General features: G+C 58.8%; 23 protein-coding genes, 1 pseudogene and 1 riboswitch. Of the genes and pseudogenes, 11 read left to right on the forward strand and 13 right to left on the reverse strand.

Features of this window, described 5'->3' with window-relative positions:
* Positions 1-56: 56 nt before the first annotated feature.
* Positions 57-176: riboswitch (TPP riboswitch) on the reverse strand.
* 165 nt (positions 177-341) lie between these two features.
* Positions 342-779 carry a 6,7-dimethyl-8-ribityllumazine synthase gene (locus tag ABVR31_RS20730; RefSeq protein WP_088517394.1) on the forward strand — a complete coding sequence of 146 codons (438 nt, stop codon included), beginning with the start codon at positions 342-344 and terminating at the stop codon, positions 777-779.
* 155 nt (positions 780-934) lie between these two features.
* Here ABVR31_RS20730 and ABVR31_RS20735 read toward each other — a convergent pair whose 3' ends face one another.
* Together ABVR31_RS20735 and ABVR31_RS20740 are read right to left on the reverse strand one after the other, a co-directional pair.
* Positions 935-1144 (reverse strand): glycine zipper 2TM domain-containing protein, encoded by a 210-nt coding sequence (locus ABVR31_RS20735; protein ID WP_031279978.1) that lies wholly within the window; start codon positions 1142-1144, stop codon positions 935-937.
* A gap of 253 nt (positions 1145-1397) precedes the next feature.
* Positions 1398-2122 (reverse strand): annotated as a pseudogene (locus tag ABVR31_RS20740) (pirin family protein).
* Between the two features lie 124 nt (positions 2123-2246).
* Here ABVR31_RS20740 and ABVR31_RS20745 point away from each other — a divergent pair.
* A complete protein-coding gene (locus ABVR31_RS20745; RefSeq protein ID WP_372774380.1) occupies positions 2247-3128 on the forward strand; it encodes a LysR substrate-binding domain-containing protein in 882 nt (293 codons plus the stop codon).
* A gap of 1 nt (position 3129) precedes the next feature.
* Here ABVR31_RS20745 and ABVR31_RS20750 read toward each other — a convergent pair whose 3' ends face one another.
* The 9 genes from ABVR31_RS20750 to ABVR31_RS20790 form a co-directional block, all read right to left on the reverse strand.
* Positions 3130-3879, reverse strand: a complete 750-nt coding sequence (locus ABVR31_RS20750) for an anti-sigma factor (RefSeq protein ID WP_282954456.1) — start codon at positions 3877-3879, stop codon at positions 3130-3132.
* Positions 3876-4379 carry a sigma-70 family RNA polymerase sigma factor gene (locus ABVR31_RS20755; RefSeq protein ID WP_125310221.1) on the reverse strand — a complete coding sequence of 168 codons (504 nt, stop codon included), beginning with the start codon at positions 4377-4379 and terminating at the stop codon, positions 3876-3878. The genes ABVR31_RS20750 and ABVR31_RS20755 overlap by 4 nt, the downstream gene beginning before the upstream one ends.
* A complete protein-coding gene (locus ABVR31_RS20760; protein WP_104187562.1) occupies positions 4379-4933 on the reverse strand; it encodes a cytochrome b in 555 nt (184 codons plus the stop codon). The genes ABVR31_RS20755 and ABVR31_RS20760 overlap by 1 nt, the downstream gene beginning before the upstream one ends.
* A complete protein-coding gene (locus ABVR31_RS20765) occupies positions 4930-5976 on the reverse strand; it encodes a catalase family peroxidase (RefSeq protein ID WP_372774383.1) in 1047 nt (348 codons plus the stop codon). Before ABVR31_RS20765 ends, ABVR31_RS20760 begins: the two co-directional genes overlap by 4 nt.
* Positions 5977-6047: 71 nt before the next feature.
* Positions 6048-7271, reverse strand: a complete 1224-nt coding sequence (locus ABVR31_RS20770; protein WP_278707904.1) for an MFS transporter — start codon at positions 7269-7271, stop codon at positions 6048-6050.
* Between the two features lie 186 nt (positions 7272-7457).
* A complete protein-coding gene (locus ABVR31_RS20775; protein WP_372774385.1) occupies positions 7458-8405 on the reverse strand; it encodes an ROK family protein in 948 nt (315 codons plus the stop codon).
* Positions 8402-9268, reverse strand: a complete 867-nt coding sequence (locus ABVR31_RS20780; protein WP_058776091.1) for an ABC transporter permease — start codon at positions 9266-9268, stop codon at positions 8402-8404. Before ABVR31_RS20780 ends, ABVR31_RS20775 begins: the two co-directional genes overlap by 4 nt.
* Positions 9268-10188, reverse strand: a complete 921-nt coding sequence (locus tag ABVR31_RS20785) for an ABC transporter permease (protein WP_371221287.1) — start codon at positions 10186-10188, stop codon at positions 9268-9270. The genes ABVR31_RS20780 and ABVR31_RS20785 overlap by 1 nt, the downstream gene beginning before the upstream one ends.
* An 18-nt stretch (positions 10189-10206) precedes the next feature.
* The gene (locus tag ABVR31_RS20790) at positions 10207-11742 is read right to left on the reverse strand and encodes an ABC transporter substrate-binding protein (protein ID WP_372774388.1); all 1536 of its coding nucleotides are present in this window, start codon (positions 11740-11742) and stop codon (positions 10207-10209) included.
* A 285-nt stretch (positions 11743-12027) separates the two neighbouring features.
* Between ABVR31_RS20790 and ABVR31_RS20795 the strand changes: the two genes are divergently transcribed.
* The 4 genes from ABVR31_RS20795 (at position 12028) to ABVR31_RS20810 (ending at position 17207) form a co-directional block, all read left to right on the forward strand.
* Positions 12028-13161: an ROK family protein gene (locus ABVR31_RS20795; RefSeq protein ID WP_372774390.1), complete on the forward strand. Its 1134-nt coding sequence runs from the start codon at positions 12028-12030 to the stop codon at positions 13159-13161.
* A gap of 11 nt (positions 13162-13172) precedes the next feature.
* Positions 13173-14615, forward strand: coding sequence for a M81 family metallopeptidase (locus ABVR31_RS20800; RefSeq protein ID WP_150058885.1), 1443 nt, complete (start codon positions 13173-13175; stop codon positions 14613-14615).
* Complete coding sequence (locus ABVR31_RS20805; RefSeq protein WP_372774392.1) at positions 14612-16408, forward strand: dipeptide ABC transporter ATP-binding protein; 1797 nt, start codon at positions 14612-14614, stop codon at positions 16406-16408. The genes ABVR31_RS20800 and ABVR31_RS20805 overlap by 4 nt, the downstream gene beginning before the upstream one ends.
* Before the next feature lie 79 nt (positions 16409-16487).
* Positions 16488-17207 carry a GNAT family N-acetyltransferase gene (locus ABVR31_RS20810; RefSeq protein ID WP_222952196.1) on the forward strand — a complete coding sequence of 240 codons (720 nt, stop codon included), beginning with the start codon at positions 16488-16490 and terminating at the stop codon, positions 17205-17207.
* Here ABVR31_RS20810 and ABVR31_RS20815 read toward each other — a convergent pair.
* Entirely contained in the window at positions 17176-18345 is a 1170-nt protein-coding gene (locus ABVR31_RS20815; RefSeq protein ID WP_282954461.1) for an ROK family transcriptional regulator, read from the reverse strand. The genes ABVR31_RS20810 and ABVR31_RS20815 overlap by 32 nt on opposite strands.
* A gap of 264 nt (positions 18346-18609) precedes the next feature.
* On the opposite strand from ABVR31_RS20815, the gene ABVR31_RS20820 reads away from it, so the two are divergent.
* Genes ABVR31_RS20820 through ABVR31_RS20840 form a run of 5 tightly spaced genes read left to right on the forward strand, consistent with a single transcriptional unit; the run spans position 18610 to position 23634 of the window.
* Positions 18610-19848: an extracellular solute-binding protein gene (locus ABVR31_RS20820; protein WP_141495844.1), complete on the forward strand. Its 1239-nt coding sequence runs from the start codon at positions 18610-18612 to the stop codon at positions 19846-19848.
* A gap of 9 nt (positions 19849-19857) precedes the next feature.
* The gene (locus ABVR31_RS20825; RefSeq protein ID WP_058770340.1) at positions 19858-20769 is read left to right on the forward strand and encodes a carbohydrate ABC transporter permease; all 912 of its coding nucleotides are present in this window, start codon (positions 19858-19860) and stop codon (positions 20767-20769) included.
* The gene (locus tag ABVR31_RS20830) at positions 20759-21598 is read left to right on the forward strand and encodes a carbohydrate ABC transporter permease (protein WP_372774395.1); all 840 of its coding nucleotides are present in this window, start codon (positions 20759-20761) and stop codon (positions 21596-21598) included. The genes ABVR31_RS20825 and ABVR31_RS20830 overlap by 11 nt, the downstream gene beginning before the upstream one ends.
* The gene (locus tag ABVR31_RS20835; RefSeq protein WP_372774742.1) at positions 21598-22548 is read left to right on the forward strand and encodes a carbohydrate kinase family protein; all 951 of its coding nucleotides are present in this window, start codon (positions 21598-21600) and stop codon (positions 22546-22548) included. Before ABVR31_RS20830 ends, ABVR31_RS20835 begins: the two co-directional genes overlap by 1 nt.
* 3 nt (positions 22549-22551) lie before the next feature.
* Positions 22552-23634, forward strand: a complete 1083-nt coding sequence (locus ABVR31_RS20840; protein WP_372774397.1) for an ABC transporter ATP-binding protein — start codon at positions 22552-22554, stop codon at positions 23632-23634.
* A 118-nt stretch (positions 23635-23752) separates the two neighbouring features.
* Here the strand turns inward: ABVR31_RS20840 and ABVR31_RS20845 are convergent, their stop codons facing one another.
* Positions 23753-25162 (reverse strand): MFS transporter, encoded by a 1410-nt coding sequence (locus tag ABVR31_RS20845; protein WP_372774399.1) that lies wholly within the window; start codon positions 25160-25162, stop codon positions 23753-23755.
* Between the last annotated feature and the right edge of the window lie 95 nt (positions 25163-25257).

Genomic DNA, 25257 nt, shown 5'->3' on the forward strand with positions numbered 1-25257 from the left:
AGGTGAAGGGAATCGACGCCAGCGATCGGGCTCGCCTTTACGCCAGACGGCTTTGCACATGAAGCCGTCAGTCTTCCTACGCCAGTATCAACTGGGTCAGGTTCAAAGGGTCGCTAAGCCGCGCAGTGCGCTATTAGCCTCTCAGTCTCTCAGGCGAGACTCCCCCGACGCGTCTATTTGTATTGCAGGCGCTGGCTGGCGTCAAGCAGCACGTTAACCGCACTGCCCGCGTTGTGGATCAAAATTGCAACATATGGTATACCAGACGGATAGTGGGCAGATGATAAAAAAGACTTTTTTATTATTCACTTATAAATTTTTCAGCTAATCATGGAAGCATTATGAATAAGTTTCGTGTGGCTTTTATTAAAGCAGGATGGCATCAGGCGATCGTGAACAACGCGCTGGTAGGATTTGAGCAGGAACTGGCAGAACAAGGCGTCGAAAATACTTTAAAAAGCTATGACGTACCCGGCGCGTTTGAAATGCCGCTGCTGGCCAAACGCCTGGCCGAAACCGGCAAATTTGATGCGATTGTCTGCGCCGCGCTGGTGGTCGACGGTGGCATCTATCGCCATGACTTTGTCGCGCAGGCCGTTGTCGATGGCCTGATGAATGTGCAGCTCGCCACCAATGTTCCGGTGTTTTCGGTATCACTCACTCCGCACAATTTTCAGCCGGTCGACGCGATTGAAGCGTTTTATACCGAACATTTTATTAAAAAAGGCAAAGAAGCCGCCCGCGCCGCTCTGATGATTCATCAGCTACAGATCGATTAATATTTTTTAAGCGGTAGCGGTAATAATTGATGGCCGGATTAAATAAAGAAATTTCTGGCCGATGAATATTTCAACGCGGGGCTATTGACGGCGGGTTATGAAGTGAAATGATTTCGCCAGCATTCCGGCTGGCGAAATCCTGAGTAACGGTGAAATTAACGGCTGACTTCGTGACCAATCAGGCCGCCGATAGCCGCGCCGCCGAGGGTACCGAAAGTGCTGCCGCCGGTCAGAACGGCGCCGCCCACCGCACCCACACCGGCGCCAATGGCGGTGTTACGGCCACGATGAGACATGCCACAAGCCGTTACAGAAAAGGCTAAAACCAATACCACTGCGATATTAAAGCTGCGTTTTAAAACCATCAAAATCCTCATTACCATTAATTCTAATGGAATGTAATAGTGTTAACTTTGTTTGTTGTTTAGCCGCCAAATACCTGGCGTAGCGTGCTTATCCTGGAGGCAAATTTAAGGGGCTTTGCATTTTTGTGGAAGGTAAAAATTCCTATTTTATGCCGGACCTGTCAGGTGCTGGTTATTATTCGTACCTTAAGGCAAATAAAAAGGCATGGCGTGAAGGTTCACGCCATGCCTCGCTGACTTACCGCGCAATGAATTAACGCTGCGGGTGATTAACTTCTACTGGTCGTAAATCAAACACCAGCACTTCAGCATTGTTACCGTTAGCGAACTGCAGCGCCGTCTCATTGCGTACGCGCGCGCCGTCGCCGGCTTTAAAGCTCACGCCATTCACTTCAATGCTGCCGCGCGCCACGTGAATATAAGCATAGCGATCGTTAGCCAGTTCCAGCGTCTGCTGCTCAGCACCGTCAAACAGCCCCGCGTAAATACGCATATCCTGACGTACGCGCAGCGAGCCGTTGTCGCCTTGTGGCGAAACAATCAGGCGCAGCTGACCGCGTTTGTCGGCTTCTGCCACTGACACCTGCTGGTAACCTGGCTCGGTACCGCGTCTGCCGGCACAATCCAGATCTGCAGGAAGTGCACATTATCCTGTTTCGAGTGGTTAAACTCGCTGTGCGTTACGCCGCTGCCGGCGCTCATCAGCTGCACGTCACCGGGCACGATAACCGAACCGGTACCCATGGAATCTTTATGCTCCAGCGCGCCTTCCAGCACGTAGGAGATAATCTCCATGTTGTTGTGCGGATGCGCACCGAAACCGCGACCCGGTGCTACCTGATCATCGTTAATCACCAGCAGATCGGAGAAACCGGTCTGTTGTGGGTCCCAGTAGCTGGCAAACGAAAAGGTATGGCGTGAATGCAGCCAGCCGTGATCGCCTAAGCCACGTTGTTCGGACAGTCGTTGTTCAATCATGGTCTGCTCCTTAAATTTTTTAGCTGGAGGGCGAAGGCCCTTCCCGTTGCTGACCAGTATACGTAAACTGATTTGCCTAACAATGCGCCGGTATGACAATGACTGTCACAGATAAGTGGACAATATGCAGATTGAAGATCTCCGGATTTACGTCGCCGTAATCAAAGCGGGCAACTTTACCGCTGCGGCTGAACAGCTGATGCTCTCCAAGCAATATGTCAGCCGGCGCATCGCCGCGCTGGAAGAGTCGCTCGGGGCGCGTTTGCTGAATCGCAACACGCGCAAACTGTCTGTTACCGACAACGGCCAGCTGTTTGCCCAGCATGCGCAGCGCATTCTGGATGATGTGCAGGAAGCCGAAATGGCGGTGTCTGGTCGTCGTCAGATGCTGCGCGGCAGTTTTCGTCTCAGCGTGCCGATGTCGTTCGGCATCAGCCATCTTTCCCCTTATATCGCCGAATTCCTGAGCCAGCATCCCGGTATCCAGTTCCAGGTGGAACTGGCCGATCGGCATGTGGATATGGTGGGTGAAGGTTTTGATATGGCGATCCGCATCGGCACGCTGCCGGACTCCAGCCTGATCGCCAAACGGCTGGGCGAATTCCGCCGCGTGATCTGTGCCAGCCCGGCCTACCTGCAGGGCGCCGGCGCACCGCGTGAGCCGGAGGATCTGCTGCAGCATCTCTGTCTGCGCTATGGACGTGAAAGCCAGACCGGCTGGGAGCTGTTTCAGGGCGACACGCGTAAAGTGCTGGCGGTCCAGGGACCGATGGTCAGCAATAACGGAGAAATGCTGCGTGATGCGGCCGTCGCCGGGTTGGGGCTGATCCTGCTGCCGGAGTTTATCGTGGCTCCGGCGCTGGCGCGTGGTGAGCTTGTGACGGTACTGGATGACTGGCATCCGGCCTCGCTGCACCTGAATGCGCTTTATCCGCAGCATCGCCAGCGCAGCGAGATCAATCGGGTATTCATGACGTTCCTGCAGGCAAAGCTGGCAGGTAAATGAATCAGCCCACTTCGCTGCCTATCGCAGCACGCAGTGCCGGTGCGGCTTCACCGCTCATCGGGCTCACCAGCGCATAGTTATAATGGCGATCGCTCCAGTATTGCGCCACCAGGTTGTCCGCCTGGCGCGACCCCTTTTCCAGCCGCACGGTTTGCGGGCGGATGTACCAGCCAACGCGCGTACCGCTGGCGGTCTGATACAGCACCAGCGCCGAGGCGCCATGCTCATTCGCCATCAGGCGCGCGCCGATGAGCTGATAGCCAAAGCGTTCCAGATTGGGCGGCAGCGTACCGTTGATAAAATAGCGGCCCAGCCAGCTGGCCAGCTGTGTTGTCTGATGGGTGTTAATGTCCATCGTCGCCTGCTGCGCGCCATCGCCGAATAACCGGTAAGCCTGTACCGCATCCTCCATCGGTAACGGGTGATTCTGCAAGCGTTCAGTCATCTGCCAGCCGGACAGGCTGCCGATCCCCAACGCCAGCACCAGCGAGCAGGCCAGCGCCAGCCGCTGATAACGCTGTCGCGCACGCCGCTGGCGTAGCTGTGCCGGTTGCAGTGGCGTAAAGGCGGTTCGCGCCATGTTGCGCTGCAGGCTTTGTTGCAAGCGCAGCTTGTCCTGACGCCAGCCCTCAACCTGGGCGGCAACGTCAGGATGCTGCGCCAGCCAGTCGCTGACGGCCTGATGGCTGGCGCTATCCAGTTCACCATCCAGCCAGGCGTGCAGCTGGTTCTCATCGGGCGGGATATTCATTTTAATCTCCTCAACGTCACCGGGGCCGGCAGGCCTTCGGTCATGTGCTGCAACTGTTTTCTCGCCCGCGACAACCGTGACATCACGGTGCCCAGCGGAATGTTCAGCGTATCAGCCGCTTCCTGATAACGCATGCCTTCAACGTTAACCAGGAGCAGCAATGCGCGACTGTCAGCCGGCAGACGGGCGAACAGCGCCAGCATCTCATCGGCGATGGCGTGATGCTCAGCCGACTCGGCAAAGGGCTCGGCGCGGCTGAACAGCGTCATAATCGCCTGCCAGCGCTTGCGGCGCCGTTCGCCATCAATGAACTGATGCCAGAGAATGGAAAACAGCCAGGCACGCAGACTGCGCGTAGGATCGCGCGCCGCGTCCAGTGCTTTGACCAGCGTGTTTTGTACCAGATCCTCAGCGGCCATGCGCTCACGCGTCAGCCCCAGCGCAAAACGCTGCAAATGCGGCAGTAAGGCGCGGATTTCGTCATCGCTCAATGCAGACATTATTTTTGCTCTCGCACCCGGCGCAGGCCGGTCATGCTACTCAGCACGCCATCCCGTAAAATCAGACCATGCAGCAGCGCGGCGGCCAGATGGGCCAGGATCAGCGCGAACAGACTAAACGCCAGCAGCGAGTGTAACGGGCGCAGCACGGCATAACTTTCCACGCTAACCGGCAGCAGCGGCGGCAGCACCAGTCCCTCGCCAATCGTCACCGGAAACCCGCCTGCCGACAGCATCGCCCAGCCTACCAGCGGTTGCGCCAGCATCAGAAAATAGAGCGCCAGATGGGTCAAATGTGCCACCGTTTGCTGCCAGCCCGGCACCGACGCGGGCATGGCGGGCACACCATAGTAACGCCGCAGCCCGATACGCACGACCACCAGCAACGCGATCACCACGCCGAGCGGTTTGTGTATCGCCAGCAGCAGCGAATGGGCAGCCGAGATATCCGCCACCATCGCCACGCCGATAAATAGCATGGTCAGCACGGCCAGCGCCATCAACCAGTGTACGATGCGCAGCAGCGGATGAAACAGAGTTGTCTGATGACTCATGATTTTTTCTCCTGCTGGCGCGCCTGTTCAGCCGTGCGCAGATTGAAAGATTTCGCGTAAGCGGCGGAGCGCGCGTTGAGCAGCGGATCGTCCGAGCCGCTGATGCCCTGCGGCAGAATCAGCGGATCGTAATTGATGTCATTGCAGCTGCCGCCCTGTTGCGGGCTGCTGTCGCGCAGCGTCAGCGTACCGGCAACAACCTGTTGCCGATCGGCTGGCCACACCTTGCTGGCATCGTTCACCGCATCACCGGGCTGAGCCACGCTGATCACCAGATCCCACTTCAGCGGTGCGGTCGCCAGCCGGTCGTGCAGGTCGCTCTGCAGATAATCCGGCTGCTGCTGAGCGGCACTGATCGGCTGCCATGGTGTACGCGGCACCAGACTCCAGCGCACAAAGCGCGTTTCCCCCTGCGCATTGGTAAAGCGGAAGGCATTCAGGCTGTTGTACTGCTCCTGTGCCCAGCTGGCGGCCAGTACGTGGGCTTTTACCCAGGCAAAGAAAGGTTTAACTTCGGGATGGGCAACAGTAAACGCCATCAGCTTTTGCGCATCAGGTTTGCCGGTCTGCGGCAGCGGTCGACTGGCCTGCTGCTGATCGTAAAAAGCCTGCGGCGTACTGACCGGGAAAAACGGCAGCGCGTTCATGCCGGTACGCCACTGCTCGCCGTGCGCCAGCTGAAATTCCAGCGCCAGGCTGCGCACCGGCACGCCATAGTCCGGCGCGTGCGGATTACCGCCGGCAATGGCAAAGCGGCCAATCACCGGCACCGTACCCGGCTGGAAAACGCTGGCGCGTGACAGAAACGCCGCGTTGCCGCTGGAGGTAAATTCACCGGTAACGCACACGCCTTTGGCATGATTGCGCCGGTATCCCGGATGCACACCGCTGTTTTGCTGCAGCGACTGCACCAGACTTTGCGCACTGAGGCGCTGCGGCGTCAGCCAACCGCCTGCAGCAAGAAACAGCACCAGCAGTAATCCGGGAATAATGACCACCAGCAGTAACAACGGCAGATGTCTGACCGTAGGTTTAAAGTTCATCTTAGCCAACTCAGTAAGGAAAAGTGGGCATAAGACGAACCAGCGCGGCGTTTATTCCCGCGCGGTAAAAATTATTTTATGGCGAGCGCCGGCGTCCGGCGCGCATCGCGCACCGCAATGGCATGAATCAGCAGCCCCAGCACGGACAGAATGGCCCCAACCCAGCCGGTGGACTGCCAGCCCAGCCCGGCGGAAATGGTGATGCCGCCGAGCCACGCCCCCAGCGCATTGGCAATGTTGAACGCCGAGTGATTAAGCGCTGCCGCCAGGGTTTGTGCATCACCGGCCACGTCCATCAGGCGGATTTGCAACACGCTTCCCAGCGCCACCATGGTACCAACCAGCATCACGTTAAGCGCGCCCGCCAGCGCATAATGCGCGGCGAAGACAAACGCGCTCAATACCAGCAGCGACCACACCAGCACAATGCGGATGGTTTTCTCCAGCCCGCGATCGGCCAGACGTCCCCCGACAAGGTTGCCGATAATCATGCCGAGACCAAACAGCGCCAGTATCGCCGGTACCAGATTCTCCGGCAGGTGGGCCAGTTCCATCATGGTGGGTTTAACGTAACTGAATACCGAGAACATGCCGCCGCTGCCAATCGCGCCAATCGCCAGCGTCAGCAAAACCTGCTTGCGCGTCAGCGCCGAGAGCTCGCGCAGTGGACTGGCCTGTTTGTCACCGGCCACATTGGGTACCCAAAGCCACACCAGTAACAGCGTCAGCAGCGCCAGTCCGCCGACGATGGCAAACGCATCACGCCAGCCAAACCACTGGCCGATGGCGGTAACGGCAGGTACGCCAATCAGATTGGCGATGGTTAATCCCAGCAGCACCATCGACACCGCCTGCGCGCGCCGCGCACGCTCCACCAGTCCTGCCGCCACCAGCGCCGCAACGCCAAAGAAGGTGCCGTGGGGAAAGCCCGCCAGAAAGCGGGCCACCAGCATCGCAGGGTAGCCCGGCACGACAGCACTCAGCAGATTACCCAGCGCAAACAGGCCCATCAGCGTCATCAGGAAATTACGCCGTGAAGCCCGCGCGCCGAGAATAGCCAGCAGCGGCGCGCCAATCACTACGCCGAGGGCATAAATGCTGATGAGATGGCCAGCTTCAGGAATGGTGACGTTCAGGCCTTTCGCCGCATCGGGCAGCAGGCCCATGATGACAAATTCACCGGTGCCGATGGCAAATCCGCCGGTGCCCAGCGCGAACAGCGCTTTTGGCACGCTGTGACGCGGCAGCGAGGCCTCGTCCGGGAGCTGAGAGAGTTGAGGTTGTACTGATGACATGTTTTTTTCCGTACCGCAGGTGAAAAAAACAGCAAAGAGGCTGGCGACAGTGTCTGTTCACCAGCCTCTTTGCTGCGGGTTTTAGCGCGTCAAGCTTAGCGCATTTAAGGTTGAATCGGGTTCAACGAAGTCTTGAGCGCAACACGGTAACCGAAAAGCGCCAGCAACGGGCGAAAGGGCAAAAGCTCAGGACGCGCTGAGCGCCTGCCGCGCCAGCAGCGCAGCGCCCACCATGCCGCCCTGATGGGCAAACTCGCCCGGCACCACCAGCGCATGCGCTGTGCTGCGCAACACGCAGCGCTGCACCGCATCATTAAGCGCAGTAATCAGCGGGGTGACCGAAGCCAGGCCGCCGCCTACCGCCACCCGTGACGCGCCGGTAATGTTAATGGTGTAGGCGAGCGGCTCACTCACCAGTTGCAGCCAGGCTTCTATCGTCTGCCGCGCCCGCGCTTCTGCCTGCTGCCAGCGGGCAATGATTTCCACGCTGCTGGCGCTTTCAGCGTGCAACACCTGATGCAGCGTTTCCAGTCCGCGCGCGCCGCCGTAGGTGTCCAGACACCCTGTCTGGCCGCACGGACACGCCTGGCGCGGCACGCGCACGCGACGATGCGCCAGCGTCACTTCCGTGAGGGTAATCGGCCCGTGGCCCCATTCGCCGGTCAGGCCGTTTTGTCCGGTGATAATGCGGCCGTCCGCCACCAGACCACCGCCCACGCCGGAACCGAGAATCGCGCCAAACACCACTTTGTGCCCTTTGCCGCTGCCGGCCAGCGCCTCGGCCAGGGCAAAGCAGTCGGCGTCGTTGTGCGCGATCACCGGCCGCTGCAGCACCTCACCCAGTTCCCGCGCCAGATTACGCCGGTGAAAAGCCGGGATGTTGCTGGCAAACATTTCGCCGGTTTGCGGTGCCACAATGCCCGCCGTGGAGATGGCGACAGCCGCCTGGCTGCTGAAATGGTTATGCTGCCCGGCGATCATCTCGCTGACTCTGGCGCAAAATGCCTGCCAGTCCGTCGCCGGGATTTTTTGCTGATCGAGCAGGGTTAGCCGATCCTGTGCATCCATCACGCCAAGCTTAATAAAGGAGCCGCCCAAATCGAGGCAGATCACGGTCGAGTGCGGGTGAGTCATAAACGTTTATCCATTACATCGCGCAGGCCGTCGCCCAGCACATTAAAACCGAGCACGGTAATCAAAATCGCCAGTCCGGGAAATAGGGAGACGTAAATATTTAGCCCGAGAAAGTTGCGGCCGTCGCTCATCATGGTGCCCCACTCCGGCATCGGCGGCTGCACGCCGAGCCCGAGAAACGACAGACTGGCGGCAGAAAGCACCACCGCGCCAGCCGTCAGCGTCGACTGTACAATCAACGGGCCAATGGCGTTGCGCAGAATATAGTGCGTGATAATGCGCGGGTATCGCACGCCAAGCATATGCGCCGCTTCGATATACTCCATGTTTTTCAGTCCCAGCGTCAGGTTGCGACTCAGACGTGCATACACCGGGATCGAGAACAACGAAATGGCGATCAGCATGTTTGTCAGCCCCTCACCGAGCACGCTGACAATCAGAATCGCCAGTACGATACCGGGGAAGGCGAAAATAATATCCATCAGCCACATAATCAGCGCATCAATCTTGCGTCCGGCCAGCCCCGAGATGATGCCGAGAGGAATGCCGATCGCCATCGAGATGGCTACGCTGAGGCTGACTTCAAACAGCGTGATGCGCGCGCCATAAATGACGCGGGCAAAAATATCGCGGCCGTAATCATCGGTGCCGAACCAGTGGGCAGCGGAAGGTGCCTGCAACGTGTTCAACAGATCCTGTTCGATGGGATCCCAGTGAGTAATCAGCGGTGCGAAAAGGGCAGCCAGCACCACCAGCAGCACCAGCCCGCCTCCGGTCGTGATGGAAGGGTTGCCAAGCAAAAACCTCACGATCTGGCGGCGGCGCGCGGGCGGCGGCTGGAGAGACGTGTCGAAACTGTTCATCAGTCGAACCTTATTTTCGGGTTGAGCAAGCCAATCACTATCTCACCGACCAGATTCATCAATACCACGCCGGTTACCGCCACTAACGTTACGCCCTGAATCACCGGATAATCGCGGTATTTCACCGAATCCACCAGCAGGCGGCCAATACCCGGCCAGTTAAACACCGACTCAGTGACCACTGCACCCCCGATCAGGCTGCCAAAATTCAGCGCGACGATGGTGACAATCGGTATCAGCGCATTGCGCAGCGCGTGTTTCCAGTTAACGCTGGCCGATGATAACCCTTTGGCTCTGGCGGTACGGATGTAGTCCTGACTGAGCACATCCAGCATGCTGGAGCGCGTCATTCGCGCGATCATCGCCATCGGGAGAATCGCCAGCGTCACGGTCGGCATCACATAGTTGCGCCACGAATCAGCGCCGAGTAGCGGCAGCCAGCCGAGCTGAACCGCAAAGTAGTTCATCGCCAGCAACGCCAGCCAGAAGTTCGCAATCGAGGCACCGGCAATGGTCAGTACCATGACGATCTGATCGGGAATGCGCTGCCGGTAAATGGCCCCGGTCATGCCCGCCGGCACGCCGATGGCAATCGCCAGCAGGTACGCCAGCGCCGCCAGTGACAGCGTGTACGGCAGGCGTTCGCTGATTTCGGTCATCACTGGCCGCTGCGACTGCAGCGACAGCCCGAGATTGCCATGCAGCGCTTCACCGGCAAACCTGACGTATTGCAGCGGCAAAGGCTGATCCAGACCGAGCCGCACGCGCATATTGTCCACCGCTTCCTGCGGCGCTTCCGGGCCGGCCATCAGGCGTGCCGGATCGCCCGGCAGCGCGCGGATGGCGATAAACACGACGATCGACACACCGAAGATAATCAACGGCAGCGAGAGCACCTTTTTTGCGACATACGCTTTCATATCAATCAGCCATCAGCACTATTTTTTCACGGCATCACGAACCACAATCTGGCCGCCAGGTTGCATTGTCACGCCACTGATATTTTTGCGCGTCGCATACAGATCGTCCTGATAGTAGAGCAGCACCTGCGGGGCGAGTCCGCTGATCCGCTGCTGTGCCTGGAAATAGAGCGCTTTGCGCTGGGCATCGTCGAGCGTGGAGGCGGCGCTATCGATTAGCTCATCGGTACGTTTGTCGCTGAAGAAGCCGAGGTTGGCCCCGCCGGGCGCAAAGCTGCTGCTGTGATACAACGGACGCAACTGCAGATCCGAGCCGTACAGCCCCGAAGACCAGGACGCCAGCACCGCGTCCGTACCCTGCGCGGCTTTCTCTTTGGCATCGGCAAACGCTGCTTTGGCCCACACGCCGCTCTCCATCTGGCGCACGCTGAGTTTGACGCCAATTTTGCTCCACATACCCTGCAGAACCTGCGCGGTGCGTGCGTCGGGTGCCTGCACGGCAATCGACATGGCGAAGCCGTCGGCATAGCCCGCTGCCTTAAGCAGGTCTTTGGCTTTCTGCACATCGTACGGATAGTCATGCAACGCTTGGTCGTAGTTGGCATCGACCGGCGCCAGCGGGGAATTGGCCGGCTGCGCATAACCAAACATCACCGCTTTTACCAGCGCCTGCTGGTCGGTCGCGAAGTTCAGCGCCTGGCGCACTCTGACATCGCTGAGGGCTTTACTCTGCGTATTGAGATCGATCCAGAATACCGCCGCGCCCGGCGACTGTTTTAACTGCACGCCGGGATTATTTTTTAACATGCCGGCAAATTGCGGCGGCACCGGGTTAATAATATCGACCTGACCGGATTGCAGCGCCATATTCATGACTGACGGCTCACTGCTCCAGGTCCATTTTATTTCGTCCGGCCCGGCAGACTTGCCCCAATAGTCCGGGTTCTTCTGCTCCAGGACAAATTCACCGGATTTATACTGCGCCAGTTTATAGGGCCCGGTACCGTCGGCTTTATTATTGATCGTGCCGGCTTTGTCAGCTTGTGGACTCACCATTAATCCCGGACCGGATGCCAGCACGGTTAAAAACGCCGGATTAATTTTCTTCAGTGTGAAGGTGACGGTTAAGTCATTTTTTTTCTGCACGTCCTGAATAAAGGTGCGAATTTTCCCACTTCCGGCGAGACCGCGCTTCGTATCCAGATGACGCTGAAAGTTTTCAACGACCGCATCGGCATTAAATGGCGTGCCATCGTGGAATTTAACGTTGGGGCGCAGCGTAAATTCCCAGTGCAGTCCGCTGTCGTCGGCATGCCAGGAGAGCGCCAGGGCCGGCATGATTTTGCCATCGTCACCGAGCCGCGTCAGGCCTTCATACATCGGGTCCAGCACCGTGCCGGTAAAGGTCGCGGTCTGATTGCCCGGGTCCATGCTGCGCGGCGGTTCGTTTTGCATAATGACCAGCTGAGCAGCCAAAACCGATGCGCTGGAAAACGACGCCAGAATACCCGCGGCAAGTGTCAGTACCCTGAAATGCTTGAGTGTGCTTTGCATGAAGGCCTCAGTGAATCAGTGACAAAGAGTGAAGAGTCATTGCCCGGCAGGCAGCTGACCGTCAATGCACGCCATCGCCTGCCATACGCTTTGGTTGTGTTAACGGCAGCAGAAGAACGGGCTCGACGCTATATAAGGCACACTCTGCAAACAAAAGCCAAGATGTCAGTTCATATATTTTACTTATAATTCGATCTGCATTCAGAAAATAAACTAAATGCGCTTGAATTTGTTTTCACGGCTGATTATTGTCGGCCAAATACAGCCTGTGCCGTGAGAACCCGGATGCTTAATGCTCATCAGCAACAAATTCTGCGTTTATTAATTGCTTCGCATGGCATGAGCCGCACGGCAATTGCGGAAAAAATGAAGCTGAGTAAAGCCGCAATCAGCACATTAATCAAAGAGATGCTTAGCGCAGGACTGCTTGAAGAGAGCATTCCGGAAAGTAACGGTCAGGGTCGGCCTTCGGTGTTATTAAAAATGCGTGCCGACAGCGCTTATTTTCTCGGTGCGTCGTTGCTCGGTGACGATGTGTATCTGGTGCTGACAGATATGCACGGCCGCATCCTGGCCAGTACCCACATGCCGCTGAATCCCGATCCTGCGCTGCTGGCTGGTGCGCTGGCCGCCGCCATTCCCGGCTTGCTTGCAGAAAAAAGTATCTCCGCCGATCAGCTCATCGGGCTGGGCGTCACGCTTTCCGGCTTTGTGGATGAAAACCAGGCGGTGTGCGTTCAGTCTGCCCTGCTGGGCTGGAAAAACGTCCCGCTGGCGGCACTGCTTAACGCGCAAACCGGTCTGGAGGTGTCACTGGAAAACGATGCCAAAGCTCTGGCGGTCAGCGAAAAGATTTTCGGCGTGGCGAAAAAGGCAAGGAATTTCACCCTGATTTCCCACGGCGACGGCATTGGCTCCGCGCACTTCTTTCAGGGACAGCTGCACCGCGGCGCGCACGGTGGGGCCGGTGAAATTGCTCACTGTACCGTAGAGCCGGGCGGGCGTCCGTGCCGCTGCGGCAAACGCGGCTGCCTTGATACGCTGGCGTCGCTCACTGCGATGCGTGAAAGCATGCGTGACAAACAGCTGCCCTGCACCAGCGTCGCCGAACTGGAAGCGCTGGCGGTAAAAGGCAATAGCGCCGCGATTGCCATTCTGCACCAGGCAGGTGACGCACTTGGCCTCGCCATCGCCAATATCATTCAGATGAACGATCCGGAGATGATTGTCATCGCCCATCAGCCGGATGCGTTCGACGGCCTGCTCAGAACCGTGGTGATGCAGGCGGTTGATAGTCACGTGTTGCCTTCAATCATGGGCAAGACGCCCATCGCCAGCATGGCGATTGATCAGTTGAGCTGGGCCCGCGCCGCAGCCAGTGTGGCGGCTTACCGTTTTATCGTTCACTTACCCGACTAGCGGAGTCTGTTATGCGCATTGCCTATGGTGGAATTCATACTGAATGCAGTACCTGGAATCCGGTGCTCAATTACGCCGACGATTTCCGCATCGTGCGGGGTGAAGCGATGACGACCAATCCCTATTTCGCCTTTCTGCAGGATTACGCGGCAGAATTTCTGCCGACCTTTCACGCCCGCGCCATTGCCGGTGGACCGGTGGCACGTGTGACCTATGATGCCTTCAAACAGGAGTTTCTCCGTCGGCTCGAAGCGTATTTGCCCGTGGATGGCGTTTACCTGGCGATGCACGGCGCGGTCTATGTCGAAGGAATGGAAGACGCGGAAGGCGACTGGATTAGCGCGACGCGCGAGCTGGTCGGGCCCGATTGTCCGATTAGCGTCAGCTACGATCTGCACGGTAATGTCTCGCAGCGCATCATCGACGCGATCGATATGTTTTCGACCTACCGCACGGCACCCCATATCGATGTGGAAGAGACCATGCGCCGATCCGTCTCAATGCTGGTCAACAGCCTGCAAAGCGGCATCCGACCGGGTGTGGTGTGGGCACCGATCCCCGTGGTGCTGCCAGGCGAGCGCACCAGCACGGAAGATGAACCGGCCAAAAGCCTTTACGCCAGCCTGCCCGGGATTAACGCACTTGAACATATCTGGGATGCTTCGCTGATGGTTGGCTATGTCTGGGCGGATGAGCCACGCGCCACTGCGGCAGCCATCATGACTGGTACCGATGCCGATGTGCTGTCTGAGCAGGCGGCCAAACTGGCGCTGGCTTACTGGCAGGCGCGTGAGCAATTTGTGTTTGGCTGCGTGACCGGCAGTACTGAAGAGTGCGTACGCATGGCGATTTCCAGCCCTGGCGGACCGGTGATTCTCGCCGACTCCGGTGATAACCCGACCGGCGGCGGCGTGGGCGATCGGGCCGATGTACTGGCCGAACTGCTGCGGCAAAATGCGCAGGATGTCATCGTTGCCGGCATTACCGATAAACCGGCCACGGAGGCGGCCTTCGCTGCTGGCGTCGGGGCCCGGCTCTCCCTGACTATCGGTGCCACGCTGGATCCTGCTGGCGGCAAAGTCAGCGGCGAGTTTGACGTGCTGCTGCTGAGTGATGATGCCCGTTCGGTTGCCCGTCAGGCGCTGCTAAAGATTGCAGGCATCACCGTGGTGGTTGCCGATCGGCGTCGTCCTTATCACAACCTGGCAGATTTCGCCCTGCTCGGACTCGATCCGCGCCAGGCAAAAATTGTGGTGGTGAAATCCGGTTACCTGTCGCCCGAGCTGGCGCCGATTGCCAATCCCAACCTGATGGCGCTGTCGGAAGGTGTGGTCGATCAGTATGTTGAACGACTGGTGCGCAAGCGCAAGCTGCAGCCGGCTTATCCGTTCGATACCGATTTTACCTTTGTGCCGGTCAGCACCCGCTCGGCGCGCTTTGTGGCGGCACAATGAATCGCGCTGACCCGCCGGTGCTGAGCATCGAAAATCTCACCGTCGCGTTTCGCAGTGATGACCGCTGGCGTGAGGTGGTGAAAAACGTCTCTTTTACCCTCGGGGCCGGCGAAACGCTGGCGATCGTCGGTGAGTCGGGCTCAGGCAAAAGTGTTACCTCGATGGCGATCATGCGCCTGCTGAATAGTCGTCACGCACGTATCAGCGGCAAAGTGCTGCTGAACGGCGTGGACTTGCTCACGCTGAGCGAACGTGCAATGCGCGACATCCGCGGCAATGCCATCGCGATGATATTCCAGGAGCCAATGACCAGCCTTAATCCGTCGTTCACTATCGGTCATCAGATTGCTGAGGCGCTGATCGCGCACCGCAAAATCAGCGCACGCGCCGCCCGCGAAGAGACCATCCGGCTGCTGGAGAAAGTGCGTATTCCCAACGCGGCCAAACGCTTCAGTGACTACCCGCACCACTTTTCCGGCGGCATGCGTCAGCGCGTGATGATCGCCATGGCGCTGGCGCTGCGCCCAAAACTGCTGATTGCCGACGAGCCGACCACCGCGCTCGACGTCACGATTCAGGGTCAAATCCTTGACCTGATCAAGACCCTGCAGGAGGAGGAAGGCACCGCCGTGCTGTTCATCACCCACGATATGGGCGTGGTGGCAGAAGTCGCCGACCGCACGCTGGTGATGTACCAGGGCGCGATGGTGGAAACCGGTAGCACCGCCGCGATTTTTTCAGCCCCGGCGGCAGAGTATACCCGCACGCTGATTGCAACCGTGCCGCAGCTGGGTGCCATGCGCGGCATCGATGGACCGCGTAAGTTTGCGCTCAACGGCGAAGCGCCGGTGGCGCAGGCGCGGCAGACGCCACAAGGGCAAACGCCGCTGCTGTCGGTGAAGAACCTCAGCACGCGCTTCAGCATTCACGAAGGGCTGTTCAGCCGTAAAACCGGTGCGGTGCACGCCGTGGAGAATATCTCGTTTGATTTGCTGCCGGGTGAAACCTTGTCGCTGGTCGGCGAATCCGGCTGTGGTAAATCCACCACCGGCCGCTCGCTGACGCGGCTGGTGCAGCCGGCCTCCGGACAGATTGCTTTTGACGGCAGCGACGTGCTCACCCTCTCCCGGCAAGAACTGCGCAAGCTGCGCTGCGCCATGCAGATGATTTTTCAGGATCCGTTTGCCAGCCTTAACCCGCGAATGTCAGTCCTTGAAGCCCTCACCGAACCTTTTTTACAGCATCGGCTGGGCAGTAAGGCCGCCGCACAGAGCAAAGCGGCTGAACTGATGACGCGCGTTGGCCTGCCCGCAACCATGCTGAAACGCTATCCGCACGAATTTTCCGGCGGCCAGCGTCAGCGCATCTGCATTGCCCGTGCGCTGATGCTCGATCCGAAAATGATCATTGCCGACGAGTCGGTTTCCGCCCTTGATGTCACCGTGAAAGCGCAGATCATCAATCTGCTGCTCGATCTGCAACACAGCCTGAATCTGTCGTATCTGTTTATCTCACACGATATGGCGGTAGTGGAGCGCATCAGCCATCGTGTGGCGGTGATGCTGCTGGGAGAGATTGTTGAGATTGGACCGCGCGCGGCTATTTATGAGAATCCGCAGCACCCATACACACAAAAACTGCTCGCGTCGGTGCCGGTGCCCGATCCGGCGCGCCGCCATTTAAAACGGCACGTGGACGTCAGCGAGCTGAAGAGCCCGGTGCGCGCCAATGGATTTGTGCCGGAAACACGGCATTATCTGGAAGTGAGCGCCGGACACTGGGTGATGCGGTAAAACGCTGGTATAAGTGCCGATGATATTCTGGTTTCATTTACCGGACATCATGCGCGACGCCACGGCTAAGGAAATCAACGTGACACGTCATAATCATTATGGTCAGCCCATCGGTTTTGCCTTGCCGGACTGGCAACCTGCCAGCTATCCGGCAGCAGAAAATCTGTCAGGGCGCTTTTGTCATCTTGCGCCATTGCAGTTGAGCCACAGCCAGGCGCTGTTTACGGCATTTTCACTCGCCCCAGACGATCGCGACTGGACCTGGCTGGGCGCCAGCCGGCCACAGTCATTGATGGAGATGGAGAGCTGGATTGAGCATAAAATCAGCGATCGCCAGCTAGTGTGTTATGCCGTCATGGACAGGCATCAGCGTGCCGTGGGCGTGGTTTGTTTTGCAAGTATTGATATGCAGAACGGCGCGATAGAAATCGGTCACATCACCTGGTCACCGCTGATGCAGCGTAACGTCATGGGTACGGAAGCCTTGTTCCTGTTGCTGCGCCAGGCATTTGCGCTGGGCTATCGTCGCGTTGCATGGCGCTGTGATTCGTTAAACCTGGCTTCACGCCGGGCTGCCGAGCGCATTGGTTTTACCTTTGAAGGACGCTTCCGCCAGGCCATGACGCGCAAACAGCGCAATCGCGATACCGACTGGCTCTCAATGATTGATGGTGAATGGCCTGTTGTTCAGCAGGCACTTACAGCCTGGCTGGCACCAGACAATATGGATGATAACGGGTGCCAGCGGCGGACGCTGGCCGCGTTTTTCACTTCATCAGCACCTGGAACTGCGGATTAAACTCATCAAAAATTGGCAGAGCCGCTGCGCCCAGGGCGGCGGTGTCGCTGCCGGTCATGCCGGTCTTGAGTCGCGTGCCGGTCAGATAGCGGCCGCGCACCGATTGGTAGAGCGGCGGCAGGCGCTGGATAATTTTATCCAGCAACACCGCTGGCATCATGCCGCCGATAATCACGCTCTCGGCATCAAAGATACATTCCAGCATGTTAATACCCTGGCGCAGCGGCGTAAGTACGGTATCGATCCAGCGATCAAACAGCGCCGGATCAACCTGCAGTAAATCTTCCGGCAGCGCGCTCATTGGGTCCAGCCCGCAGAATTCGTAAGCGGCCTGCAGCGAAACATAACGCTCCAGGCAGCCGTGATTGCCGCAGTAACACTCACGTCCACCGGGTTCAACCACCACATGCCCCACTTCACCGGCGTTGTGCGCATGACCGCTGTACACATGGCCATCCATGATGATGCCCGCGCCCAGGCCTGTGCCAATGTACAGATAAATAAAGGAATTAAGATGACGCGCCACGCCGTGAAAGCGTTCGCCAATCGCCGCGACGGTGGCATCATTTTCCAGCGTCACCGGCAGTCCGCTCATCTGAGCGAGACGCGCCGCGATATCGACGTCCTCCCAGCCGTGCAGTGTGGTCGGCCCCATTGACGAGATACCCTCCACACCAAACGGCCCCGGCATCACCACACCAATACCCAGCACTTTTTGCCAGCGCGGCCCGGTCTGCTGTTTGATCTCCGCCAGCACCCCGGCTATGCGCGCTAATGTGGCATCCGGCTGCGGTTTTTGCACCATAATAAGGCGGCGAAAGTGGATTTCACCGGTCAGGTCCACCAGCACAATCAGTAGCGTTTGATGGTCGAGATGGATGCCGATGGAAAACGCACTGGCCGGATTCAGGGTGACCGGAATCGCCGGCTGACCGCGGCCCTGCTTACGCGGCTGACGGCTGGTGAGCAGCTCCGCCTGCTCCAGTTCTGCGACGATGTTCGAGACGGTTTGCGGCGTTAACGCGGTCAGTCGCGCCAGCTCGGCACGGGTCAGCTCACCGTGCAGGCGTATCGCTTCGATAATCACCCGACGATTGTGCGCGCGCGCATGTTCCAGATTGGTTCCCGACGTTTTCATCCTGCTCGCTTCCCTCTTTTAACCACCGCTGCGGACCGCCGCCTCAATATCTATGATCGGCCACACATTTTACAACCTGTTTACCTGACAGCGGCAAAAATCTGTGCAAAGTAGTGTCGGATGGCAGCGTTGTTTTCTGCCCTGGCACGTCCCTTGCTTTAGCTCACTGCTGTCAGCCACTGCGCGCTGGCAATCTGTGCGCGATATTAAATCAATCAAATTGATTTAATTAAACACCCTCTACTGCATGAAGGCGAGAACGCAATGAAAAATCAGATGAAAGGTTGTTTTGCCGCCGTACTGTTCGCCTGCGCGGGCAGCGCGGCAGCGGCTACCACTACGCTTAACGCCCTGTTTATGACGCAGGCGGCCTACAGTGAAAACGATATCCGCGCCATGACTCAGGCGTTTCAGACAGCGCACCCGGACGTGCAGGTTAATCTGGAGTTTGTTCCTTACGAGGCGCTGCACGATAAGATCGTCGCGGCACGCGGCGCGGGCGGCAACGGTTACGATGTGGTGCTGTTTGATGCCATCTGGCCGGCGGAATTCAGCAAGTTCGACCTGTTGCAGGATGTCAGCAGCCGCATCAGCGCAGATGAAAAAGAGAAAATCTTCCCCGGCGCAATGAACACCGTGGTGTTCAAAGACAAAACACTGGGCATGCCGTGGATCCTCGACACCAAATATCTCTATTACAACAAAGCGATGCTGGAAAAAGCCGGCATCAAAGATCTGCCGCAAACCTGGCAGCAGGTGATGGATGATGCGCGCATCATTAAGCAGAAAAATATCGTTAAATATCCGCTGGTATGGAGCTGGTCACAGGCGGAAGCGCTGGTGTGTGACTACACCACGCTGGTCTCCGGCTTCGGCGGCAAATTCTATAACAACGGCAAGCTCGATTTCTCTACGCCAGCCTCGCTGCAGGCGGTGAAGCTGATGAAAAGCTCGCTCGATGAGGGCCTGACCAACCCGGCTTCGCGCGAATATCTGGAAGAGGACGTGCGCAAAGCCTTCTCCAACGGCGATGCGGCTTTCGCGCTCAACTGGACCTACATGTACAACATGGCCAACGATGCCAAACAGAGTAAAGTCGCCGGCCAGGTTGGCATCATGCCCGCACCCGGCGATGCGCCCAATCGTTTCGGCGCGGTCAACGGTTCGATGGGTCTGGGCATTGCCAAAGGCAGCAGCCATCCGGAGCAGGCGTGGCAGTACATCAGTTACATGACTTCGCAGCCGGTACAGAATAAATACGCCACGCTTAGTCTGCCGATCTGGAAAAGCTCCTATCAGGATCCCGCGGTCAGTAAGAATCAGGAGAGCCTGATCGCTGCTGCCGACAAATCGCTGAATGTCATGCTGTCGCGTCCGGAAACCGCTGATTACTCACGTCTCTCCAACACCCTGCAGCAGCAACTGCAACAGGTTCTGGTCGGCAGCGCGACACCGGAAGCAGCCATGCAGGCGGTAGACAAAAGTGCGGCGCGTCTGCGTTAAGGGGTCAGTATGCTGAGTTTGCGTCAACGCGAACAACGGCAGGCATGGGTGCTGCTGGCACCCATGCTACTGGTGATGCTGTTGCTCACCGCCTGGCCGCTGCTGCGCACTATCTGGCTGAGTTTTACCGACGCCGCGCTGATTGGCAGCGGCGGTGAAGCGCCGCAATGGATTGGCCTGGAGAACTATCTCTACGCCATTACCGATGCGGATTTTCAAACCTCGCTGTGGCGCACGCTCTACTTCACCGTGGTGTCGGTAGCGATTGAAGGCGTCATCGGCGTGCTGGTTGCGCTGCTGCTCAACCAGAAATTCGCCGGACGTAACGTGTTGCGCGTGCTGGTGATTCTGCCATGGGCGCTGCCAACCATTGTGAACGCCATGATGTGGCGCCTCAATTTCAATCCGGACTACGGCAGTATCAACGCCCTGCTGACGCAGCTCGGTTTCATCGATGGCTACCGCAGCTGGCTGGGGTCGCCGGCTTCCGCACTCAACGCGGTAATGTTTGCCGACATCTGGAAAAACTATCCGCTGGTGACGCTGCTGGTGCTGGCAGCGCTGCAGTCGGTGCCGGAGGATCTCTACGAAGCGGCACGGCTGGATGGCGCATCGGCATGGCGGCGTTTTCGTGCCATCACCTTTCCGGCGATTGTCGGATCGCTCAGCGTGGCGCTGGTGTTACGCACCATCGACGCCTTTAAGATCTTCGACATCATCTATGTGATGACGCGCGGAGGTCCGGTCGACAGCACCAAAACGCTGAGCTTTTACGTCTATCAGGAATCCTTCAGCTACCTGCGCGCCGGCAGCGGTGCGGCTTATGCCATGTTAATGACACTGCTGTGCGCAGTGCTGATCACCCTTTACATGCTATTACTGTGGCGGCAGCGCCGTCGGGGAAGTGCCTATGAAGGTTAAACTGCGTACCTGCGCTAAATACGCGGCGGCGCTGCTGGTGGCGCTCTCCGTCGTGGCTCCGATGGGCTGGCTGTTTCTGATGAGCGTCAGCGCCACCAGCGATCTGACACGCGTGCCGCTGGAGTGGCTGCCGCGCCAGTGGGATTTCAGCCGCTACGGCAGGCTGATCTCGCTGGAACCCGGCCAGCCCGGCGCGCTGTTCCTGCATGCGCTGGGTAATAGCCTGCTGGTGGCAACCGGCGTAACGCTGGTGTGCCTGCTGCTCGCGATCCCGGCAGCGTTCAGCTTCTCGCGCTATCGCGGCCGTGACGGCTGGCTGTTCGCGTCTCTGGCCATCTATATGGTGCCGCCGGTGGCGTTTGTGCTGCCGCTCTACTTTCTGCTGCAGCAGTTCGATCTGCTCAACACCCGACCCGGTTTGATCATCGTGTACTGCTCCCTGATTCTGCCGTTTCTCACCTGGATGCTGAAAAACCAGTTTGATGCCCTGCCGCAGGATATCGAACAGGCTGCGCGTCTTGATGGACTGCGCGTCTGGCAGGTGCTGCTGCGCATTACGCTGCCGCTGGCGAAACCGGTGCTGGGCGCGGCGGCGCTGTTTGGCTGGCTGCTGGCGTGGGATGAATTTTTCTACGCCCTGCTGTTCACCAGCAACATCGCCGCGCAAACCCTGCCGGTCACCATTGCCGGCTTTACCGCAGGCCGCGCCACCGACGATGGGCTGATTGCCGCCGTCGGTATTCTGGCGTCGGTTCCTCCTCTCTTTATCGCTATCTGGCTGCAAAAAACGCTGGTCAGCGGCCTTGCCAGTGGCGGGAGCAAAGGATGATGAGCAATAAGGAAGCCCGCGCCACGCTCTACGTGGTGGGCAATATCAATGTCGATGTCATCATGGGTACGCTGGACAGCTGGCCGCAGCGCGGCACCGAAGTGATGCTGCAGCACAGTGAGCTGCGTCCGGGCGGTTCGGCGGGCAACTGCGCGCTGGCGCTGGAAGCGATGCAGGTGCGCCATCGCGCCGTCGCTAATCAGGGCGATGACGGCCTCAGCGCATGGCTGGCGAGCCATTTTCCGCACAGCGCGGCGCACTGGACACGCTACCCCTGCGAAACCTCGCTCACCGTTGGCGTCACGCACTCCGATCACGAGCGATCGTTCCTCAGCAATCTCGGTCACATTGTACAGCTCAGCGCGCAGGACGTGCTGAGCCAGCTTCCGGCGCAAGCCAGCAGCGGCGATATCGTGCTGTTGTGCGGCACGTTTCTCTGCCTGCAACTGTATGACGACTATCCGCAGTTGCTGGCCGAACTGCAGCAGCGCGGGTTTATCACTGCCGTCGATACCGGCTGGCCGCCGCAGGGCTGGAGCGATGAGGTGCGTGCGCAGATCGCCCGCTGGCTGCCGCAGTGCGACTGGCTGCTGCTCAATGAAGTCGAAACGCTCGGGCTGAGTGGCGCAGATGATCTGCACACCGGCGCGCACCTGCTGGCGCAACGGCTCAGCGGGCGCGGCGGCTGCGTGGTGAAATGCGGTGCGCAGGGCGCGGGCTGCTGGCAACGTCAGCACAGCCTGCAACAGCCCGGTCGCGCGGTCGCGGTGGTCGACACCATCGGTGCCGGCGACAGCTTTAACGCCGGTTTTCTTACCGCGCTGCTGCATCAGCAGGATCTTGCCACCGCGCTGCAATGGGGCATTGCGGTGGCCTCACTGGCAATCAGCACGCAGCCACGTCGCTATCCCGACTGGCAACAACTGCAACTATGCGCACAGGAGTTTTAAATTATGGCCGGTGTTGAACTCGTTAAAGTGGCCAAGCGCTACGGTAAACAGTCGGTGCTGCATCCGCTCGACCTGACCATTCCCGACGGCAGCTTTACCGTGCTGGTTGGCCCGTCCGGCTGCGGCAAATCGACGCTGCTGCGCCTGCTCGCCGGACTGGAGAGCCTGTCCGACGGCGCGATTCTGATGGATAAAGTGCAGATTAACGATCGCGATCCCGCCGATCGCGACATTGCGATGGTGTTTCAGAGTTATGCGCTCTATCCGCACCTTACGGTGGCCGAAAACCTGGCGTTTCATATGCAGGTGAAAAAGGTACGCCGCGATGAGCAGCAGCAGAAAATCGCGCGCATCGCCGCGATTCTTGGCATTGATAAGCTGCTGCAACGCTACCCGCGCGCGCTCTCGGGTGGGCAACGTCAGCGCGTGGCGGTGGGCCGCGCCATGGTGCGTAATCCGCAGGTGTTTCTGTTTGACGAACCGCTCTCTAACCTTGATGCCCAGTTGCGTATGGAGCTGCGCGCCGAAATCAAGTCGCTGCATCAGCGTTTCAAAACCACCATGGTATATGTCACGCACGATCAGGTAGAAGCGATGACGCTGGCCGACCAGATTGTGGTGATGAAAGAGGGACGCATCGTGCAACAGGGCGCACCGCTGGCGATCTACGATCGTCCGGCAGATACCTTTGTGGCGCGTTTTATTGGTTCGCCGCCCATGAACCTGTTACCGGCACAATTGCTGACGCACGATGGCGTGCCGGGCGTGCAGTGTCAGGACTGGTGGCAGCCGCTGCCTGCACAGTGGCAGGCGGTGGCACGGGAACGTGAAGGCGCTGCCGTGACGCTGGGGGTGCGCCCGCACGATCTGTGCGAAGTGCAGGACGGCGCGCCTGCGAGGGTAAACGTGGTGGAGATTACCGGGGAATCAACTCTGCTGCACCTTGACTGGCACGGTCATGCGCTGCACATGCAGATGGCCGGACGGCATGCGGCCAGCAGTGGCGCGACGCTGCGCATCGGTTTCAATCCGCAAAAAATTCATCTGTTCGATGCCGAAAGTGGTTTACGCCTGGCGGAAAAGTAAGCGCGGCGCGGTTTTCAGGTGCCGGGGCGCATCAATGCGCACCCGGCTCAAAGACCTGTTATTACCTTGCAGGGTCAGCGTTTACGGTGACCAGAAGGGCTGACTTTTCCCTCCGGCGTCAGCCTTCAGCCGTCACGGGCTGGAACGTCCGACGGTTGACGCTGGTCAGCACCACCAGCAGTGCCATCATCAGCAACTCCACCGTCAGCGTACCGCTGATGGCTGCCAGATGATTACCATGCTGATTGATCTGGGTGAACACGCCGCCGAGCAGCATCGGTCCCAGTCCCAGCGCCGATTGCTGCACGGTGGACAGCACCGCACTGCCTGCGCCGGCCTGATGATGCGGCACACCGCTCATGCCAATGCGGTAGAAGGTGCTGACAATAAACGACTGGCCAAAGCCAATCAGCGCGGTGGCCGGAATCAACGTAACAATGCCCACCTGCGGCCACGCCAGTTGCAGCGTCGCGATCAGCGCCACCAGCCCGACCATCTGAATCGCACAGCCAGACAGTAACGTGGCACGTTTACCATAGCGCTCAACCATGCGGGTAGTACGCATTGAGCCGATAAAATAGGCCGCACCCAGGGCAATAAACGCATTGCCGGACTGGAAAGCGGTCATGCCGATGCCGGATTGCAGCGTCAGCGCCACCGCGAACATAAAGCCGCTCCAGCAGGAGAAGAACAGCACCGCCAGCGTCAGACCAAAACGCACGCTGGAAAGACGCAGCAGCGAGGGCGGCAGCAGCGGCGATCCGCCAGCGGCTTCCAGTCGCAGCGCGCTGTGACGCAGCCGATGCAGAAATAACGGAAACAGCGCCAGCAGCAACAGGCACGGCCACGACCAGTGCAGCAGCGGCCCCAGCGCGAGTGCCAGCATCAGACAGCCGATCGCGCCAGCCAGCAGTAGTGTACCGCTTACATCCACCGGCACGCGCTTGAGATTATGCGTTTCCGGCACGAAGCGGCGCGCGGTTAGCAGGACGAACAGGCAGATCGGCAGGTTGATGAGAAACACGCTGCGCCAGCCGTAGCCGCCAATATCGGCTTTGATCAAAAAACCGCCCAGCACCTGGCCAATAATAAAAGCCAGCCCGCCGATACCGCCGTACAGGCCAATCGCTCGCGCATGCGCCCTGCCCTGCAGCGTAACGTGCAGCGTGGCGAGAATCTGCGGCACCATAAAAGCGGCACCGACGCCCTGCAGCGCGCGCGCAAACATCAGCATGCCGACGCTGTTAGCGATGCCGCACAATAATGACGCAATGCCAAAGATCCAGGCGCCAGCCAGAAACACGCGACGGCGGCCAAAGTTATCGCCCAGGCGTCCGCCCATCGCCAGACAAATAGCAAAAGCGATACCGTACACCGCCACGATCAGCGCCAGCGCGATCGGCGAGGCACGCAGCGATTGCGCCATCGCATCCAGCGCGACGTTGACTATGGAAAAGTCGATCATCGGCAATAGCTGCCCGGCCAGCAGGACCACCAGTCCTGCACGTTGAAGTTGCGATGTCTGCATAGCGTTAACCTTGTTTTTAGTTTCACTACGGCATAGCATCACCTAACCATTAAACGGGTACCAGTTCTTGATTATCATGGTATAAATTCTACCCG

Origin of the sequence: Pantoea sp. WEP, assembly GCF_041678305.1 — a bacterium.
In the GTDB taxonomy this organism is placed as follows: domain Bacteria; phylum Pseudomonadota; class Gammaproteobacteria; order Enterobacterales; family Enterobacteriaceae; genus Pantoea; species Pantoea dispersa.

Excerpts from the sequence above, each read along its gene's own strand:
- ABVR31_RS20765 (WP_372774383.1), bottom strand. The coding sequence starts at position 5,976 with ATGAACTTTAAACCTACGGTCAGACATCTGCCGTTGTTACTGCTGGTG.
- ABVR31_RS20730 (WP_088517394.1), top strand. The coding sequence starts at position 342 with ATGAATAAGTTTCGTGTGGCTTTTATTAAAGCAGGATGGCATCAGGCG.
- ABVR31_RS20835 (WP_372774742.1), top strand. The coding sequence starts at position 21,598 with ATGAGCAATAAGGAAGCCCGCGCCACGCTCTACGTGGTGGGCAATATC.
- ABVR31_RS20785 (WP_371221287.1), bottom strand. The coding sequence starts at position 10,188 with ATGAAAGCGTATGTCGCAAAAAAGGTGCTCTCGCTGCCGTTGATTATC.
- ABVR31_RS20830 (WP_372774395.1), top strand. The coding sequence starts at position 20,759 with ATGAAGGTTAAACTGCGTACCTGCGCTAAATACGCGGCGGCGCTGCTG.
- ABVR31_RS20845 (WP_372774399.1), bottom strand. The coding sequence starts at position 25,162 with ATGCAGACATCGCAACTTCAACGTGCAGGACTGGTGGTCCTGCTGGCC.
- ABVR31_RS20820 (WP_141495844.1), top strand. The coding sequence starts at position 18,610 with ATGAAAAATCAGATGAAAGGTTGTTTTGCCGCCGTACTGTTCGCCTGC.
- ABVR31_RS20780 (WP_058776091.1), bottom strand. The coding sequence starts at position 9,268 with ATGAACAGTTTCGACACGTCTCTCCAGCCGCCGCCCGCGCGCCGCCGC.
- ABVR31_RS20805 (WP_372774392.1), top strand. The coding sequence starts at position 14,612 with ATGAATCGCGCTGACCCGCCGGTGCTGAGCATCGAAAATCTCACCGTC.
- ABVR31_RS20825 (WP_058770340.1), top strand. The coding sequence starts at position 19,858 with ATGCTGAGTTTGCGTCAACGCGAACAACGGCAGGCATGGGTGCTGCTG.
- ABVR31_RS20775 (WP_372774385.1), bottom strand. The coding sequence starts at position 8,405 with ATGACTCACCCGCACTCGACCGTGATCTGCCTCGATTTGGGCGGCTCC.
- ABVR31_RS20840 (WP_372774397.1), top strand. The coding sequence starts at position 22,552 with ATGGCCGGTGTTGAACTCGTTAAAGTGGCCAAGCGCTACGGTAAACAG.
- ABVR31_RS20800 (WP_150058885.1), top strand. The coding sequence starts at position 13,173 with ATGCGCATTGCCTATGGTGGAATTCATACTGAATGCAGTACCTGGAAT.
- ABVR31_RS20795 (WP_372774390.1), top strand. The coding sequence starts at position 12,028 with ATGCTTAATGCTCATCAGCAACAAATTCTGCGTTTATTAATTGCTTCG.
- ABVR31_RS20755 (WP_125310221.1), bottom strand. The coding sequence starts at position 4,379 with ATGTCTGCATTGAGCGATGACGAAATCCGCGCCTTACTGCCGCATTTG.
- ABVR31_RS20735 (WP_031279978.1), bottom strand. The coding sequence starts at position 1,144 with ATGGTTTTAAAACGCAGCTTTAATATCGCAGTGGTATTGGTTTTAGCC.
- ABVR31_RS20745 (WP_372774380.1), top strand. The coding sequence starts at position 2,247 with ATGCAGATTGAAGATCTCCGGATTTACGTCGCCGTAATCAAAGCGGGC.
- ABVR31_RS20760 (WP_104187562.1), bottom strand. The coding sequence starts at position 4,933 with ATGAGTCATCAGACAACTCTGTTTCATCCGCTGCTGCGCATCGTACAC.
- ABVR31_RS20750 (WP_282954456.1), bottom strand. The coding sequence starts at position 3,879 with ATGAATATCCCGCCCGATGAGAACCAGCTGCACGCCTGGCTGGATGGT.
- ABVR31_RS20770 (WP_278707904.1), bottom strand. The coding sequence starts at position 7,271 with ATGTCATCAGTACAACCTCAACTCTCTCAGCTCCCGGACGAGGCCTCG.
- ABVR31_RS20815 (WP_282954461.1), bottom strand. The coding sequence starts at position 18,345 with ATGAAAACGTCGGGAACCAATCTGGAACATGCGCGCGCGCACAATCGT.
- ABVR31_RS20790 (WP_372774388.1), bottom strand. The coding sequence starts at position 11,742 with ATGCAAAGCACACTCAAGCATTTCAGGGTACTGACACTTGCCGCGGGT.